Source organism: Dyadobacter sp. BE31 (assembly GCF_031457695.1).
GTDB lineage: Bacteria > Bacteroidota > Bacteroidia > Cytophagales > Spirosomataceae > Dyadobacter.
Genome location: NZ_JAVDXA010000002.1, coordinates 868,374 through 884,869 on the forward strand (window position 1 = coordinate 868,374; position 16,496 = coordinate 884,869).

Below are 16,496 nucleotides of genomic sequence, written 5' to 3' on the forward strand. Positions count from 1 at the left end.
AGAACCGATTGTATCCCAAATGTAACTGTTTGACAACCGGTTTTCAAGTACGATCTGCGACTTGTCCGCTTTGATTACACGGATGTTCGGAATCGGACATTCGTCGGGCCGTTTCAACCGCCCAAAACCCGTTTTTGAATAGCTCAGGCCTACTTTCCGAATTTGGCACGGCATTTGCCCGACATTATCGGAATAAATGCATTCAGCCATGAGAAGAACATTTTTAGGAGAACTGGAAGAGGTCGTGCTGCTGACGGTCGCGGTGCTCGGCGAGGAAGCCTACGCCGTGACAGTCGCGCAGGAACTCGACCAGAAAGCCGGCCGCGCGGTCGGGTTCAGCACCGTGCACACCACCTTGCAGCGACTGGAAGAAAAAGGGTTCCTGTCGTCCGAAATGGGCGGGGCTACGGCCGAGCGGGGTGGTCGCCGCAAACGTTTTTTTCGTGTAACAGCATTCGGCCGCAAGGCGCTGCGTGAAGCGAAAGAGGCGAGGGAGGCGTTGTGGAGTGCGATGTCGCCGGATACACTCCAGTTAATGACCCGCTGATATGGAACGAAAACCAACCTCTGCGCGGTCGGGCGCCGGTACGCCGGGCCCCGCTAGGCCGCCGCGGTGGGCTACCCGCCTGCTTGCAAGCTGGTCGCACCCCGATACACGCGAAGAATTACAGGGCGATATGCTCGAAATGTACGCCTACTGGCTCGAAAGCCTGGGCAAGCCGCCTGCCGACCGGAAATATGCCCTCGCGGCCATTCGCCTCATGCGCCCATTCGCGCGCCAGAAGCGCTCAAACGACTATTCCGAAACCTATTCATTCAGTGCTGCCATGATCCAGAATTATTTCAAAATCGCACTTCGTAACCTGCTCAAAAGCAAAACGTTTTCGGCCATTAATGTCCTGGGCCTAGCGCTCGGAATGGCTTGCAGCCTCATGATTATGCTCTGGATCCGCGATGAACGGGCCGTAGATGCGTTTCACACGAACAATGGTCAATTGTATCGCATTTATATGCGTGAGTATTTCAGCGGGAAAGTACAGGGCGTGATCTGGACGCCGGGACTGCTGGCGGAGGAGCTCAAAAAATCGATACCGGAGATAGAAATGAGCACGCCGTATTCATGGACTAACCCGCAGACGTTTTCGGTCGGCAATAAGATACACAAGCAGGCTACTAACTGGGCGAGTGCCGATTTTTTCAAAATGTTCAGCTACAAGCTTTTGCAAGGTACCCCGGAAGGTGCATTGCGCGATAAGAGCAATATTGTGATCTCGCGCAACATGGCCGAGGCGTTTTTTGGAAGCGCGGAGGCCGCCATGGGAAAAGCGATTCGCTATGACAACCGCAAGGAAATGACCGTTTCAGCGGTTTTTGAGAATATCGGCACCAACAGCTCGTTGCAGTTCGACTGTCTCATGACCTGGGACGCCTACACGGATGACAACGGCTGGGCCAGGGATTGGGGCAGTACCGACCCTCTGACGTTTTTCAAACTGCGAAAAGATGCCGATCCGGCCAAAGTAGCCACGAAAATGCTCCACCTGCTCGATAAAACCAACCGCGATGCCGGCAAGCCGTACAAAACGCAGCTCGCCATGCAGCCTTTTCATGAATATTATCTTAACAGCAATATCAAAGACGCTAAAATGGACGGCGGGCGCATTGAATATGTACGGTTGTTCAGTTTCGTGGCCGTGTTCATCCTGCTGATCGCCTGCATCAATTTCATGAACCTCGCTACCGCACGCTCATCGCGCCGCGCGAAAGAAGTGGGTGTGAGAAAGGTAGTAGGCGCCATGCGTTCTATGCTCGCCGGGCAGTTTATGGGCGAGGCGCTGCTGATCGCGACGCTTTCGGCGATATTGGCCGTGTTGCTCGTGGCTCTGTTGCTGCCGGCGTTCAATAGCCTTACCGGCAAGCAAATGGTACTACCCTGGTCGGAGCCGATGTTCTGGGGCATCATAGCGGGCTTGCTCGCTGCGACGGGGCTGCTCGCGGGCAGTTATCCTGCTTTGTTCCTGTCGTCGCTCAATCCGGTCCGCATTCTCAAAGGCGCTTTAAAATTTGATTCGAGCTCGGTATGGGTGCGGCAGGGGCTGGTAGTATTTCAGTTCGGGCTCTCGGTGATCCTGATCGTCGGCATGATCATTATTTACAGGCAGGTGGGTTTTGTGCAAAACAAAAACCTGGGATTTGATCGCGAAAACCTGGTCTACTTTCCGATTGAGGGCGAACTGTTCAAGAAATACGACATCCTGAAAGCACAATTGACGCAAGTTGCAGGTGTAAAAGAGGTGTCGCATATGACCGCCAATCCGGCCTCCAACGGCAACGGTACCGAGGGAATCACCTGGCCCGGCAGCGACCCGAATGATAAGGTTAGGTTCACACCGGTGGGTGTAGGGTATAATTTTACCAAAACAATGAACCTGCAAATGGCCGACGGCCGCGATTTTTCAAAGGATTTTCCGACGGATTCAAGCGGCGTGCTTGTCAACGAAACGGCAGTGAAAGTAATGGGTCTCAAAGATCCGGTCGGCCGGGAGATCAACTGGGGCAGATCGAAAATCCGTATTGTGGGTGTCCTGAAAGATTTCCATTTCCAGTCGCTGCATACCGCCATCCGCCCGCTCATCGCTTACCTCGCTGTACGTGAACCGCAAGGGAGCGTCATCGTCCGCATTCAGGCGGGTAAAACGCCCGAAACGCTGACGGCAATCGAGCGGATTTGTAAGAAACTAAACCCCAATGTGCCGTTTACCTATGCATTTACCGACCAGGAGTACGCTCGTCAATACCAGAGCGAGCAGGTCGTAGGCAAACTGGCAGGTTATTTTGCCTTTCTGGCGATATTCATTTCCTGCCTCGGGCTATTTGGCCTCGCCGCGTTCACCGCTGAGCAGCGTACGAAGGAGATCGGTGTCCGAAAAGTACTGGGCGCTTCCGTAGCGGGTATTGTGGGGCTGCTTTCGAAAGACTTCCTGAAACTGGTTATGATGGCCATCGTGCTGGCCTCCCCGGTAGCCTGGTATATTATGAAGCAATGGCTGCAAGGGTTCGCTTACCAGATCGACATCGAATGGTGGATGTTCGTACTGGCCGGCGTGATTGCCGTGCTGATTGCCGTTTTTACCGTCAGTTTCCAATCGGTGAGAGCGGCGATGGTGAATCCCGTGCGAAGTTTGCGGAGTGAATAGGCCGCAAGCGGCCTGACGGCCGACCGCCGACCATTGACGGCCGACCGCCGACCATTGACGGCCGACCGCCGACGATGTTTTTGTGCTGGTTTTACTTTAAGAATTTTCTAATCATGGTCTATGGTCTATGGTCGGCCGCAGGCCTCTGGCCGGCGGTCGGTTGTCGGCGGTCGGTTGTCAGCGGTCTGCCGTCAGCAGTCAGCCACCCCATCGCTATACTTTTGGATACTATGTTAAAGCCCCGGCGCCGGAATCTATACACCATGATACTGGTTTGACTATTGGATGGTTTTGAATGCCATTCAGACAAAGACGAAAATCAAACAGGAAATGGAAATAGGAATCAGCATGTTCGGGGATCTTGCATTTAACAATGAAACCCGTTCTTTTCAGTCGCCGCAGGAGCGCTTGCAGGATATGTTGGAGGAAATCAAGCTGGCCGACGAGGTTGGGTTGGATGTGTTCGGTATTGGCGAGCACCACCGGCCGGATTTCGCGGTTTCGACGCCCGAGATCATTCTGGCGGCAGCGGCCTCAGTGACCAAAAATATCAAGCTTACGAGCTCGGTAACCGTATTGAGCTCTGCTGACCCCGTGCGGGTTTACCAGAACTTTTCGACGGTCGACCTCATTTCGGGCGGCCGTGCGGAGATTACCGTTGGCCGGGGCAGTTTCATCGAGTCGTTCCCGCTTTTTGGGTATGATTTGAATGATTACAATGGCCTGTTCACCGAAAAGCTGCAATTGCTGAAAGAAATCAATGAAAACGACGTGATCACCTGGAAAGGCAAGTTCCGCGCGACACTCGACAGGCAGGAGGTTTTGCCCCGGGCCGTGAACAATAACCTGGAAATATGGGTGGCGGTAGGCGGTACGCCGCAGTCGGTGGTACGCGCTGCGCGCCTCGGCTTGCCGTTGATCATCGCCATTATCGGTGGTATGCCTTCGCAGTTCAAGCCATTTTTTGAATTATATAAAACCGAATACCTGGAAGCAGGACACGATCCAGCCAAAATGCAACTGGCTACGCATTCGCACGGGCTGGTGGGGCCGGACGGGAAAGCGCTGAGCGACTTGTACTTCCCTTCCTACGCCGCACAGATGGACCGCGTCGGCCGCAGCCGCGGGTGGGCGCCTTACACACGTGCGCAGTTCGAAGGCGGCCAAAGCCGCAGCGGCGCATTGTTCATAGGCGAGCCCAATGAAGTGGTGGATAAGATACTTTACCATCAGGAGATGTTCGGTCTTACGCGCTTTCTCATGCATACGGACGTCGGTGCGCCTGCGCATAAGGATTTGATGAAGTCGATCGAGCTGCTCGGAACGCACGTCGCACCGGCAGTAAAAAAGGCTCTTACAGTGAATCAATGACGTTTTTGAAGCGGGTGTCGCAAACGCACCCGCTTTTTGTCGCAACAGGCATCGCTCCGTTTCCCGGAAACCCGGCAACTTTGTAACATCAAATCATCACTAAAAAACACAAAGAAATGGAAGCGACAACACAACCTGTAACTGTACAAGCGAATATCAATGCACCGGTAGCGGACGTCTGGAATAAATGGAATGCACCGGAGCACATTACCCAATGGTGTTTCGCATCCGACGACTGGCATGCCCCTTTTTCTGAAAACGACGTGCGTGTAGGCGGCAGCATCAAAACCACCATGGCTGCGAAAGACGGTAGTTTCAGTTTCGATTTCGGTGGTACTTACACTGAAGTGGAGGAAAACCGCTACCTGGCTTATACTTTGGGCGACGGCCGCAAAGTGACAGTGCTATTCGAACAGGATGGCGACGGCACCAAAGTGGTGGAAACATTCGATCCTGAAAACACGCATCCTGTCGAATTCCAGCAGGCTGGCTGGCAGGCGATTCTGGATAATTTCAAGAAGTATGCCGAGCAATAACTGGTCATTAATGTAAGTGATAGGCGGGCGGCCCGGTCGGTAGGATCGGGCCGCCCGCTTTTGCTTTGCACGGCTCATCAGAAAAATAGTAGATCACAGTTAATGCTACTTTATTAATTTTGATGTTCTGAATTCAAAAGTAAATGCAACCCCGAATAACATCCCGTCTCACCAATCGCCAAAAATGGGAACTCGGTCTGGGCTTTGCGGTCATATATGTGCCAATACGCATTTATATGAACGTTTTGCAGATCGATATGCCCATATTCTGGCATCGCCTGCCGCTGTGGACGATGGAGCTGCTATTCAGCATTGCCTTTTTTATTCTGTGGATCAATGTCATTGAGTGGCTGCAATACATTACCTCCCGGTTTTTGGGAGAGGACTTTCCTGAGCGTTTCCGGGTGGTGAACCAGGCTATCATGCTGGTGGTGGCGATTGGCCTGGCTATGGTATTCAATCACTGGTACCGCTACTTGTGGCACTGGATGGAGGCGGTTTTTGAAAAAGGAAGTTTCGATGTGCTGCCCATTACGCTGAACAAAACACCCGTGCTGAAACAGCGGGCCAATACGAGCATCACGGTGCTGGCGCTGATGGCGGAGTATTACCTCGCGGCCAACAAGCGCGTGTATGAGCGCCTGCAAAGGGTGGTGGTCAACGAGGAGCGTTTGCAGAAGGAGAATGCGACAGCCCATTTCAATGCATTGAAAAACCAGGTGAGTCCGCATTTCCTTTTCAATAATTTCAGCGTGCTTACGACGCTCGTGGAAACCAACCAGGAGCTTTCCGTCAAGTTTATCAACCAGCTTTCGAAGGCATACCGGTATATTCTGGAAAAATCGGTTTACGATTCCATTAAACTGGCCACGGAGGTCGAGTTCCTGGAAACTTATATGTTCCTGCTCATGATCCGGTTTGAGAACAAGCTTAACCTGGATATCCGCATTTCCTGCCAAGAAAAGGACAAATATTCGATCGTGCCGCTCACATTACAGCTGCTCGTGGAGAATGCGGTGAAGCATAACCGGATGTCGGCCAGCAATCCGCTGCTGATAACCATTGGCGTGGAAGACGATTACCTGGTGATCAGCAATCCGCTGCAAGTACGTGAGCTGCCGGAGTCGTCTACACGCCTCGGCCTTCAGAATATTGTGAACCGCTATAAATTGCTGATCGACAAGCCGGTGATGGTCGATAAGACCGACGGCTGTTTTACCGTTAAAGTGCCGCTGCTTTCATGAATGTGCTTATTATAGAGGATGAGTCGCTGAGTGCCAGTCGTCTGGAAAGCCTGGTCTGGAAATATGATCCCAAAATCAACGTGATGGCGAAACTGTCGTCTGTGAAAGAGAGTATCCAGTGGCTGAGCGACGCCGCCAACCAGCGCCCCGATTTGATTTTCATGGACTTGCATCTGGAAGACGATCTTGCATTCAAGATCATCGAGGAGCTGAAACTGACGATTCCTATTATCTTCACCACCGCGTATTCTGAATACACGCTCAAAGCATTCAAAGCCAACGGGATAGACTATTTGCTGAAACCGGTAGATAAGGCAGAACTCACGGCGGCGATCGACAAGTTTGTGACATTGCATGCCAAATCCGCGGCTACTCCCGCGCCTGATTTTGCTGCGTTGATGGCGATGTACCAATCGGGCAATGAGGAAGGTTACAAAGAGCGTTTCCTCGCCTCGGCCGGGCCTAAGCTATTCAGCATTCGCACGAGCGAGATCGCCTATTTCACCATCGAACAGAAAGCGACGTTCCTCCGGACGTTCGACGGGCAACATCTCGCGATGGATTACAGCCTCGACAAACTGGCACAAATGCTTGATCCCAAGGAGTTTTTTCGCATTAATCGCTCGCTCATCATCGCGTTGAACAGCATCCGCTCGATCTACACCGTTTCGGCCGGCAGGTTGAAGCTCGAACTGACCCCCGCCACCGCGCAGGAGGTGTTCGTCAGCGGCGACCGCATGGCCGATTTCAAACAATGGCTTGGTAAGTAACCGTTGTAACCGGTCTCCTTTCTTCCTCCCAAAGCGGGCATTCAGCTCTTGAAATCCGGCATTGGGCACCTTTGATTTTTTGGTTTGGCTATTGGTAAACATCTTTGGTTACTGACTGTGTTTTTGCGGAAACCAACAGTAAGTTGACCATAAACCTAAACCCTGTGTTTCGTGGAAGCCGCGAAAGGCGGATACGAGATGAGGTGACTATTCCTAAACCCTTCTTCAACGTGATGAAAGAACTCAATATCGATCAAACCCTGAACCTGGTAAGCTGCGAAGCCCGCGAGCTCGAACAGTCATCCCGCTACGGCGGCTTGTTTGGTATTGCATTTGTCACGGAAGGGGAGGGCGTTTTGTCCTGCGACGATGATTCGTGGCACTACGAAGAGCAGGCGATCTTTCTCCTTTCCCCCGGCCACCCAATCCATTTCAAGTCCTTTTACAGGACCAATTTGCTTACTATCTTCTTCGATCCGTTCCGCATCGCCGGGGCGGCGGATCCTCTTAATAGCTTCACGGGCATGTTCCGCACCGTGCGTGACCTGTTTTCGGTGCCCAGTTTCCTGCGCCCGAAGGCGCTTCGCAACGAAACCGACCGGCTGGCAGTTACCCACCTCGTGCGATTGATCGAAACCGAACTCGGGCATTTGCAGGATAGCAGCCGCGAGCTCGTGGCAAATTCGGCTGCATTACTGGTCAACCTCGTGAAACGCAACCTGCCCGACACGCAGCGCCCCGAAACAGGCTCCCAATACAGCGAAGAAACCGATCGCGTGCTCAACGACGTGCGCAAAATGTTGGAGCAAAGCGAACATCTTACGATCCAGGAAATAGCAGCTGCGATGAACATGTCGCAATACAATCTCAATAAACTGGTGATTAAAGGCACTGGTGAGACGTTGAAGGCTATTATTTCGAGATTCCGGTCGGAACTTTCCGGCAATAAGCTAGTTTCGACCGCCGACCACTGACCGCCGATCGCAAATAGTCTGGTGTTCTGCATCGGCGGCCGGTTGTCAGCGGTCGGCAGTCAGTGCCCAAACTCTTTCTCCACAATCCCTTCAGCTTCCCACCCTATTAATGCCCGGCCGTAGGTTTCCAGTGCCTCAATGGCCGGGATGGACTGCATGGCGCGATCTGTGAGACCATATTCAACTCTTGGCGGTTTTTCGCGGAAAATAGTGCGGTTCACCATGCCTTTCTTTTCCAGGTCGCGGAGCTGAGTGTTCAGCATTTTGTCGGTGATGTGCGGGATAGCGTTTTTGAGGTCGCCGTAGCGGAGCGGCCCGTTGGCGAGTGCACGGATCACCGGGATTTTCCAGGTACCGCCGATGTAGGACATCGCGAATTCAATGGGGCTGTAATAGACCCGCTTGTCATGGATGAAATCTTGCATACGCCAAATTAAAGGAATTGCCGGAGAACGGTTCTTAAGAGTCTCCTTTATCGTCAAAAAAGTATATAAAGGGAATTTTAAAATTCCATACGCTAGGTTTGCCGGCTGAACCCAAAGCTAGTTTTATGGAACAAAAAGAATGGACAACCGTGCCCGTATTGCCCTGCAAATCGATTGGCGAGACGCTTGCATTCTGGGAAAATCTCGGATTTGCGATTACCTACCGGCAAGACAGGCCCTATCAATACGGCGTCGTCGAACGGAACGGGCATCAGCTGCATTTTGTACGGGTGAAAGGGGCAGAAGCGGGTTATACCGGTTGTTTGATGATGGTGCAGAATGTCGAACAGGTGCACACGGATTTCTCGCGGGCATTAAAGACAAAGCTCGGAAGGGTACCCAATACCGGGATACCGAGGATTTCCAGAATGCGTCCCGGCCAGTCCCGTTTCACGATCACCGATGTTTCTGAAAACGCCGTCATCGTGATTCAGATTGGCGAAAAGGATCAGGTAGAATACGAAGATGCCGACCCCGCGACGTTGACACCCTTGCAGAAAGCGATCTCGCTCGCATTACGCCTGCGCGATTTCAAAGAGGATTTTCCGGCCGCATTGAAGGTTCTCGACGTGGCCATCGGCAAAATGGATGGCGGGGAGTCGGAGTGCGACCGGGCCAGGGCGGCCGAAATCCGGCAGTCGTTGGAAAATTTATTGTAACCGATCGTCCTCGATGGCTGTACGCATGCTAAAATTTGTCAATTATTGATTAAAACCCGGTAGGTTTTCACTGGCATTTTGGGCTAATTTTGGTAAAATCCAACCTTAATATCCCTGAATCCTATGACGCATAACTACGTAATACGTTCGCGTTGGGCGGTTTTTCTTTTTTGCTGGCTTTCCGTCTTCGGAGCAGCTGCGCAATCTTCCAAATCTAAATTTAACCTATATGAACAAACCAGCGAGATAGCCGGGCTGGTGATTCAGTACGCGCAGGACATCCGTGCGGTGAATTACTTTTACGGTCCTATGCCCGCGGAGGACCGGGCGCAGCGCGGCGGGCCGGCCCTGGAATCGCCAGAACAGCGGAAAAGGCTGCGGGAGGTGGATGATGACTACCTAGGCAGGCTCGCAAAGATGGATTTCAATGAAATGAGCATTTATGGAAGGGTGGATTACCTCTTGTTGAAACGCAACATCGACGATCATTTGCTCACACTTGCACAAGAGGAAAAGGAATATGGGCGAATTGAAAAGTATATTCCGTTTGCCGCCGGGATTTATGAGCTGGAAAAAGGCCGCCGGCGCGGCGCTACTGTGGACGGGCAGGCCGTCGCGGCGAAATTGAACGATTGGCAGAAAGAGGTGAAGCAGGCGGAGGAATCGTTCAAAAAGCTGGAATCGATCGATATGCCGCTGTCGCGCATGGGGGTGGAGGCGGTGAGCGGGCTGCAAGCGCGGTTGAAGAGTACATTTGAGTTTTATAATGGTTATGACCCGTTGTTTACCTGGTGGGTACCGAAGCCCTACAAAATGCTGGACAGCACATTGCTGGCCTATTCGAAACTCATCCGCAGCAAAGGGAAACTCAATACGACGCAGAAAGAGGACGCCAGCGGTATCAAAGGCGTTCCGATCGGCCGGGATGAACTGATCCGGCAGCTCGGCACTGAAATGATCGTGTATACGCCCGATGAACTGATTGAGCTGGCCAACAGGGAGTTTGCGTGGTGTGATAAGGAACTGTTGAAAGCATCCGCGGAAATGGGTTTCGGCAACGAATGGAAGAAGGCGCAGGAAAAGGTGAAAAACAGCTACGTGCCAGCTGGTACGCAGCCCGAGCTGATCCTGAAACTTTACAATGATGCGAAAGAATTTATCCTCCAAAACAACCTCATCGACTATCCCGAAATAGCCGACGAAACCTGGGGAATGCAAATGATGACACCTGAACGGCAACTGGTGAACCCGTTTTTCCTTGGTGGCAGGGATATCATCATTTCTTACCCTACCAACACCATGGCGCATGACGACAAGCTGATGAGCATGCGCGGCAATAACCCGTATTTCTCGCGTTCCACCGTACATCACGAACTTGTTCCCGGCCACCATTTGCAATACTATATGAACAGTCGCTACAAATCCTATCGCGGCGATTTCCGGACGCCGTTCTGGACGGAGGGTTGGGCATTGTATTGGGAGTTGCTTTTGTATGACAAAGGTTTTGCCAAAACGCCTGAGGAGCGTATCGGGATGCTTTTCTGGCGTATGCACCGCTGCGCAAGGATCATCTTCTCGCTGAATTACCACCTGGGCAAATGGACGCCCCAGGAATGCATCGACTTCCTCGTTGATCGCGTCGGGCACGAGCGTGCGAATGCGGAAGGGGAGGTAAGGCGGTCATTTGAAGGGAATTATAGTCCGTTGTATCAGGTAGCTTACCTCATTGGCGGCTTGCAGCTGTTCAGTTTGAAAAAGGAGCTTGTCGACAGCGGGAAAATGACGTTCAAGCAGTTTCACGAGGCCGTGATGAAGGAAAATAACATGCCGATCGAAATGGTGCGTGCCACACTGATCAATCAGTCGCTGAAACCTGATTTCAAAACCCAGTGGAAGTTTTATCAGTTTAAATAGCTTCTTTAAATTCACTCCTGTATCATGTATTTCAAAAAGACAAACCGCTGGCTTTGTATGCTGGCGGCGCATTGCCTGGTGACCGTTGCCATTGCTCAGCAGTCCGTGCCGGTTAGGTTTACAGTCTCCATGCCCGAACCGGCCAATCATACTTTTCATGTCACAATGGATTGGCAGGTTGTCGAAGGTGACACCACACGATTGAAACTGCCTGATTGGCAACCCGGGTATTACCAGTTGATGGACTACGCTTCGAACGTGGATAAACTGGTGGTACAAGATGGTAATGGCCGTGTGCTGCCGTGGGTGAAATCCGGCAAGAACGGTTGGGCGATTGCGGCAAAGGGAATACGCAGCCTGCACGTGGAATACGATGTAAAGACCACGCGCAAGTTTGTGGCGGCCAGTTACCTGGACGAGGAACATGCCTACCTTACACCCGGTAGCTTGTTTATGCATGAAGCAGGCAAACTCAAAACGCCGTCGGAAGTGACGATCAAGCCCTTCAGTAGCTGGAACCGCGTTGCTACCGGCCTCGATGCCGTGCCTGGAAAAGCATTCACCTACATCGCCCCGGATTTTGACATATTATATGACAGTCCGTTACTCGTCGGTAACCTCGAAGAACTGCCCGGATTCAAAGTCAAGGGCATTCCACACCGTTTTATCGGCTACAAGCTAGGGGATTTTGACCGGGCCAAGTTGATGTCTGACATTCAGAAGATCGTTGAAAAGGCATCGTCCCTCATTGGCGATATTCCTTATAAGCACTACACGTTCATCGCCATTGGTCCCGGCCAGGGTGGTATCGAGCATTTGAATTCGACCACGATCAGTTTCAGCGGCGACCAGCTCGCTGCGCGCGGCTGGAATGGTATGCTGGGTTTCATTACCCACGAGTATTTTCATCATTACAATGTCAAACGCATCCGCCCCATCGAACTCGGGCCGTTCGATTACGACAAGGGGAGCAAAACCAACATGCTGTGGGTTTCAGAGGGCCTGACCGTTTATTACGAGCCGCTGATCATGCGTGCGGCGGGCCTCATGGGCGAACAGGAATTTCTTGATTTTTTCAAAAAGCAAATCACTAATGTAGAAACCAAACCCGGGCGTCTGTTCCAGACGCTGGCGCAGGCCAGTGCCGAAACCTGGTCCGACGGACCGTTCGGCCGTACCGGCGATGCCGTCAACAAAACCATTTCGTACTATCAGAAAGGACCGGTCGTTGGCTTGCTTTTTGATCTTGCTATTCGCTACGAAACCAGGAACAAGCGCTCGCTCGACGATGTAATGCGGCAATTGTACCAGGATTTTTACATTAAAGAAGACCGGGGCTTCACCGAAGAAGAACTTCGCGCCACCATTGAAAGCGTAGCCGGAAGGAAGCTCGACGAACTATTCAGCTACATCTACACCACCACCGAGCCGGACTACAAAAAGTACCTCGGCTACGCAGGGCTGGAAATCGACGTGACCACCGAGAAGCACTACGGGACATTTGAGATTAGGAAAAAGTCGTCGCCAAGTGCTTTGGAAAGGGAGATATTCAGGAGTTGGAGTCGGGGGGAGTAAGGCCCTGGCTTTGTTCTATCACGACAAATTAGAGTAATTCCAGCATATTAATTCTTTCAAAATGCCTCTTGTTTAAAGTTGCAAGAGGCATTTTGTTGGAAATGGCGGTTGCCGCTATTAACAGGTCTGCTATCTCAATTTGTTTCCTGTCGAGTTTTAGCTGATAATTGATAGCCACTGCTTCATCCACACAATGATCTTCCAGTGGTATAATTGAAACGTCGGCGAGGGTATCTTTCCAGAATTTTATTTGCTGCGGCGTAGCACCAGCGTAAATTTCATATTTGACAATTACAGACATTGCGAAATCGAAACCGCTGTTCACCAGTTGAAACCAAGCGCTTTTACTTTTGTCTGCTTTTCTGAAATATTCAATCAAAATGCAAGAATCAATCATAACCGTTTTCTTCCCCATTGATTAATCGCTTTTCTGTTGTTCTCAATAGTCCTGATTTCTTCTTCAGTTGCAACAGGTCCATTGAGTAGCAGCGCAAGCAATTCTTCCCGGGAGCGCGTCTTCCGTTTTCCCGAATCAATTAAGGTTTTTAATCTCTTCCATTCTGTCGGCGGTAGTTTCTGAATTGCATCGGCCAACTGTTCGAAAGTCATTTCTGATTGTACTTGCATAGCGGTGTTGTTGAAAGTGTTATTGAATCGATAGCACAAATTTACAACAATTTCAACAGATCATCACCCCCGCAACGCCTCCACATCCTTCACACTTTTCGCCAGTTCCTTCCCGAGAATCCTGTTACCATTCTCGGTTATCAAAAGGTTATCCTCGATACGAATGCCGGTGAAATCGCGGAAGAGTTCCAGCTTTTCGTAGTCGATGAATTGCGAGAGTTTGTTCTCTGCTTTCCAGCGGTCTATGAGGGTAGGGATGAGGTACAGGCCGGGTTCGACGGTGACGACGAAGCCGGGTTCGAGGGCGCGGCCCAGACGGAGGGATTTCCAGCCGAAGGTTGTGCCTTTTTGGAGGTCATCGGTGTAACCTACATACTGCTCGCCAAGGTTTTCCATGTCGTGTACGTCGAGGCCCATCATGTGGCCGAGGCCGCATTGGAAGAAGAGCGTGTGCACGTCGTGTTCGATTGCCTCCGCTACGTCGCCTTTGACGACACCCATTTGCTTCATGCCTTCAACGAGTTTGGTGGAGGCGAGTTTGTGAATGTCTTTAAACAAAACCCCCGGCTTGCACGCCGCAATGGCGGATTCCTGGGCGTTGAGTACGATTTCATACATTTCTTTCTGAACGCTCGTAAATGCCTTGCCAACCGGTATGGTCCGCGTGAGATCGCCGCAATAATGCATGGAGGTTTCCGCTCCCGCGTCGCACAAGGCCATTTGGCCGTCGCGGAGCGCGAGGTCGCGGGCGTGGGTGTGCAGGATTTCTCCGTTGACGGTCAGGATGACGGGGTAGGATATATCGCCGCCCCGGGCGATGGCCATGCTTTGGAGCCTGCCCGCGATTGCCTTTTCGGTCATACCCGCGCGGGTGTCGCGCATGAACGACAAATGCATGTCGACAGAGGTGTTCACTGCTTTTTCGAGCTCGGCAACTTCTTCCTCGGTTTTGTAAGAACGCATCGAAACTACCGCTTTAATAAGGCTAACGGAAGCCTTTTGAGCTGCTTCGGACGGATTGATGTGCAGCCATTCCTGCAATTTCAGGTAATGCTCACCGCGGTACGGAGGCAGGAAATGAATGCTTTGCCCGCGCGACAATGCGTCTTTCAGGAAGCTGCCCACAGCGGCCGCCGGCTTTACTTCGTTTACACCTACTTTGGCCGCTTTTTCGGCCAGCGCTTCCTTCGGGCCGGTCCACACGATGTCGTCGATGGTGAGCTCGTCGCCGAAAATGATTTCACGGTCGTTGTCGAGGTCGATTACGGCCGTTAATGACGCCTGGTCGATCCCGAAATAATAGATAAACGTGCTGTCCTGACGGAATGAATATACGTTATCGCGGTAGTTCATGCCGCTTTCCTCGTTGCCGAGAAGCAGGATCAGCCCTTTGCCCAGTTTGGATCGAAGCGTTTTTCTGCGGTTTAAGTATGTTGATTGTGAAAACATGGGATAATGGAATTTTGAAAATACAATAAAAAATTGCCCACCGAAACAAAGATACTCCGTCCGATGAGCAAATAGGAACTACCTAACCCAAATTTATAAATGTATTAGTAACCCAGGTTCTGTTTCAGATTGGGGTTCTTGTCGATTTCATTCTGCGGGATCGGGAAGAGCGAGCGCTGGGCCGTTTGCGGGCGGTGGTTGAACCATTTCTTGGTCTCATAAGCTCCGAAACGGATCAGGTCCTGGCGGCGGTGCGCTTCCGCGGCGAACTCCCAGCCCAGTTCGTCCAGGAATCGGCCAAACTGAATGTCATCACCTCCCTGACGTTCGGTAATCGTGCCGTCCGTAGCCTGGTAACCGTAATTATAACGACTGCCTTTTGCAAGATCAGCCGCAGTTACCTTGGCCTTTTCCGGGTTGGCTTTGAATGCGCGCTGGCGTACCTGCGTAACGAGTTCGGCCGCCTCGGCCGCTTTGCCGGTGCGCAGCAATGCCTCTGCCTTGATCATCAGTACATCCGCGTAACGAAGGAACGGGAAGTCGTTGTCGAGGCTGCCGGTGGCATTAGGTTTGATTTTGTACTTACCAATCCGGAACCCATCCGACGACGCAGTTTTGTCCATTCCGGGTACAGCCTTGTTGTAAGTAATCACCACCGCACCGGTCGCTGCGCTTTTCTGCGGGCCCATGATCCAGGTGTCGGCCAGGCGGGTATCGGCAGCGTCGTAGGTGTCGATAAACTGCGGAACGGCGCAGTTCCCTCCCCATGGCCCGGCGTTCATCGGGTACACCGATCGGCTCAGCGGATCGAGTGTTTTCATGTGGATCTGGTTGCCGGTTCCGTAGATCTCATCGTAAGGAATCGCAAATATAATTTCCTTGGAATTGAAGTTAGTCCAGGTGAAAACATCGGAATAGTTGGCATCCAGTACATACTTGCCGCTTTTGATCACATCGTCGGCTTCCTGGATCGCCTTTGCCCATTCGGGTGTGCCTGTGTACACCTGCGCATTGAGGTAAATTTTGGCCAGAAGCGTCTTCGCGCCCCATTTGTTCATCTGGCCATAAGTAGTAGCGGCGTTTTCGCTCAGGTTCGGGAGCGATTCCGTCAGTTCTTTTACCACAAAATCATAAACCTCCTTACGCTTGCTCTGCTTGGGAAGGGTAACGTCCTTGAAGTCGGTTACAATGGGCACGTTGCCATGATTATCCAGCAAAAGGTAGTAGGCGAAGGCACGCACGGCGCGGAGCTCGGCGATGGTCGCATCCTTGCCGTTTGTAAGCGGCAAATCACCGTCCTCGATCTGGGATAGCACGCGGTTCACCGTGGTAATGCTGGCAAATGCCTGGCGCCAGGCGTTTTCGGGCTGCCATTGCAGGGCCGTCCACGTGTGCTGGTGCATACGGCGGTAGGTGCCGCCATCGTCCCAGCCATTGGGGCGCACCGGCGTGATGATTGCGTCGGCCGCCTCTTCTTGCAAATCGAAATAGCCCTGCCAGCCGAGCATCAGCGAGCGCAGCGACGAGTAAACGGGCGCCACAATGGCCGGGAGGTCTTTTTCGGTGGGCTGGTAACTGCTCCCGAGGACTTCGGAGTACACTTGCTCGTCGAGGTCGGTGCAGGAATAGAGCGGGGCTCCGGCTAGCAATGCGGCCAGGATCGCGTATGTTATATTTTTGTTTTTCATTGGTTTC

15 protein-coding genes are annotated in these 16,496 nt (G+C 52.1%); 10 read left to right on the forward strand and 5 right to left on the reverse strand.

Features of this window, described 5'->3' with window-relative positions:
* The first annotated feature begins 208 nt into the window (after positions 1 to 208).
* From J2Y43_RS12265 to J2Y43_RS12295, 7 genes are all read left to right on the forward strand, one after another.
* A complete protein-coding gene (locus J2Y43_RS12265; RefSeq protein WP_309982847.1) occupies positions 209 to 547 on the forward strand; it encodes a helix-turn-helix transcriptional regulator in 339 nt (112 codons plus the stop codon).
* Position 548: 1 nt separating this feature from the next.
* Positions 549 to 3,197, forward strand: coding sequence for an ABC transporter permease (locus J2Y43_RS12270; protein WP_309982849.1), 2,649 nt, complete (start codon positions 549 to 551; stop codon positions 3,195 to 3,197).
* A 330-nt stretch (positions 3,198 to 3,527) separates the two neighbouring features.
* A complete protein-coding gene (locus J2Y43_RS12275; protein WP_309982851.1) occupies positions 3,528 to 4,568 on the forward strand; it encodes an LLM class flavin-dependent oxidoreductase in 1,041 nt (346 codons plus the stop codon).
* A 116-nt stretch (positions 4,569 to 4,684) separates the two neighbouring features.
* Complete coding sequence (locus J2Y43_RS12280) at positions 4,685 to 5,104, forward strand: SRPBCC family protein (protein ID WP_309982853.1); 420 nt, start codon at positions 4,685 to 4,687, stop codon at positions 5,102 to 5,104.
* Between the two features lie 236 nt (positions 5,105 to 5,340).
* The gene (locus J2Y43_RS12285) at positions 5,341 to 6,348 is read left to right on the forward strand and encodes a histidine kinase (RefSeq protein ID WP_309982855.1); all 1,008 of its coding nucleotides are present in this window, start codon (positions 5,341 to 5,343) and stop codon (positions 6,346 to 6,348) included.
* The gene (locus J2Y43_RS12290) at positions 6,345 to 7,118 is read left to right on the forward strand and encodes a LytTR family DNA-binding domain-containing protein (protein ID WP_309982857.1); all 774 of its coding nucleotides are present in this window, start codon (positions 6,345 to 6,347) and stop codon (positions 7,116 to 7,118) included. The genes J2Y43_RS12285 and J2Y43_RS12290 overlap by 4 nt, the downstream gene beginning before the upstream one ends.
* 233 nt (positions 7,119 to 7,351) lie before the next feature.
* Entirely contained in the window at positions 7,352 to 8,092 is a 741-nt protein-coding gene (locus J2Y43_RS12295) for an AraC family transcriptional regulator (protein WP_309982859.1), read from the forward strand.
* A gap of 59 nt (positions 8,093 to 8,151) precedes the next feature.
* Here the strand turns inward: J2Y43_RS12295 and J2Y43_RS12300 are convergent, their stop codons facing one another.
* On the reverse strand, positions 8,152 to 8,517 hold the full coding sequence (locus tag J2Y43_RS12300) for a helix-turn-helix domain-containing protein (RefSeq protein ID WP_309982860.1): 366 nt from the start codon (positions 8,515 to 8,517) through the stop codon (positions 8,152 to 8,154).
* A gap of 125 nt (positions 8,518 to 8,642) precedes the next feature.
* Between J2Y43_RS12300 and J2Y43_RS12305 the strand changes: the two genes are divergently transcribed.
* The 3 genes from J2Y43_RS12305 (at position 8,643) to J2Y43_RS12315 (ending at position 12,725) form a co-directional block, all read left to right on the forward strand.
* On the forward strand, positions 8,643 to 9,236 hold the full coding sequence (locus J2Y43_RS12305; protein ID WP_309982863.1) for a hypothetical protein: 594 nt from the start codon (positions 8,643 to 8,645) through the stop codon (positions 9,234 to 9,236).
* A gap of 123 nt (positions 9,237 to 9,359) precedes the next feature.
* A complete protein-coding gene (locus tag J2Y43_RS12310) occupies positions 9,360 to 11,150 on the forward strand; it encodes a DUF885 family protein (RefSeq protein WP_309982865.1) in 1,791 nt (596 codons plus the stop codon).
* Between the two features lie 24 nt (positions 11,151 to 11,174).
* Complete coding sequence (locus tag J2Y43_RS12315; protein WP_309982867.1) at positions 11,175 to 12,725, forward strand: M61 family peptidase; 1,551 nt, start codon at positions 11,175 to 11,177, stop codon at positions 12,723 to 12,725.
* A gap of 28 nt (positions 12,726 to 12,753) precedes the next feature.
* Here the strand turns inward: J2Y43_RS12315 and J2Y43_RS12320 are convergent, their stop codons facing one another.
* From J2Y43_RS12320 to J2Y43_RS12335, 4 genes are all read right to left on the reverse strand, one after another.
* Positions 12,754 to 13,140, reverse strand: coding sequence for a type II toxin-antitoxin system VapC family toxin (locus J2Y43_RS12320; protein WP_309982869.1), 387 nt, complete (start codon positions 13,138 to 13,140; stop codon positions 12,754 to 12,756).
* Positions 13,119 to 13,352, reverse strand: coding sequence for a hypothetical protein (locus J2Y43_RS12325; protein ID WP_309982871.1), 234 nt, complete (start codon positions 13,350 to 13,352; stop codon positions 13,119 to 13,121). Before J2Y43_RS12325 ends, J2Y43_RS12320 begins: the two co-directional genes overlap by 22 nt.
* 63 nt (positions 13,353 to 13,415) lie before the next feature.
* Positions 13,416 to 14,801 carry an aminopeptidase P family protein gene (locus J2Y43_RS12330; RefSeq protein ID WP_309982873.1) on the reverse strand — a complete coding sequence of 462 codons (1,386 nt, stop codon included), beginning with the start codon at positions 14,799 to 14,801 and terminating at the stop codon, positions 13,416 to 13,418.
* A 104-nt stretch (positions 14,802 to 14,905) separates the two neighbouring features.
* Positions 14,906 to 16,489: a RagB/SusD family nutrient uptake outer membrane protein gene (locus J2Y43_RS12335; RefSeq protein ID WP_309982876.1), complete on the reverse strand. Its 1,584-nt coding sequence runs from the start codon at positions 16,487 to 16,489 to the stop codon at positions 14,906 to 14,908.
* Positions 16,490 to 16,496 lie beyond the last annotated feature (7 nt).

Coding starts and splice junctions, on each gene's coding strand:
- J2Y43_RS12290 (WP_309982857.1), top strand. CDS start 6,345: ATGAATGTGCTTATTATAGAGGATGAGTCGCTGAGTGCCAGTCGTCTG.
- J2Y43_RS12265 (WP_309982847.1), top strand. CDS start 209: ATGAGAAGAACATTTTTAGGAGAACTGGAAGAGGTCGTGCTGCTGACG.
- J2Y43_RS12310 (WP_309982865.1), top strand. CDS start 9,360: ATGACGCATAACTACGTAATACGTTCGCGTTGGGCGGTTTTTCTTTTT.
- J2Y43_RS12315 (WP_309982867.1), top strand. CDS start 11,175: ATGTATTTCAAAAAGACAAACCGCTGGCTTTGTATGCTGGCGGCGCAT.
- J2Y43_RS12325 (WP_309982871.1), bottom strand. CDS start 13,352: ATGCAAGTACAATCAGAAATGACTTTCGAACAGTTGGCCGATGCAATT.
- J2Y43_RS12300 (WP_309982860.1), bottom strand. CDS start 8,517: ATGCAAGATTTCATCCATGACAAGCGGGTCTATTACAGCCCCATTGAA.
- J2Y43_RS12330 (WP_309982873.1), bottom strand. CDS start 14,801: ATGTTTTCACAATCAACATACTTAAACCGCAGAAAAACGCTTCGATCC.
- J2Y43_RS12270 (WP_309982849.1), top strand. CDS start 549: ATGGAACGAAAACCAACCTCTGCGCGGTCGGGCGCCGGTACGCCGGGC.
- J2Y43_RS12295 (WP_309982859.1), top strand. CDS start 7,352: ATGAAAGAACTCAATATCGATCAAACCCTGAACCTGGTAAGCTGCGAA.
- J2Y43_RS12320 (WP_309982869.1), bottom strand. CDS start 13,140: ATGGGGAAGAAAACGGTTATGATTGATTCTTGCATTTTGATTGAATAT.
- J2Y43_RS12305 (WP_309982863.1), top strand. CDS start 8,643: ATGGAACAAAAAGAATGGACAACCGTGCCCGTATTGCCCTGCAAATCG.
- J2Y43_RS12285 (WP_309982855.1), top strand. CDS start 5,341: ATGAACGTTTTGCAGATCGATATGCCCATATTCTGGCATCGCCTGCCG.
- J2Y43_RS12335 (WP_309982876.1), bottom strand. CDS start 16,489: ATGAAAAACAAAAATATAACATACGCGATCCTGGCCGCATTGCTAGCC.
- J2Y43_RS12275 (WP_309982851.1), top strand. CDS start 3,528: ATGGAAATAGGAATCAGCATGTTCGGGGATCTTGCATTTAACAATGAA.
- J2Y43_RS12280 (WP_309982853.1), top strand. CDS start 4,685: ATGGAAGCGACAACACAACCTGTAACTGTACAAGCGAATATCAATGCA.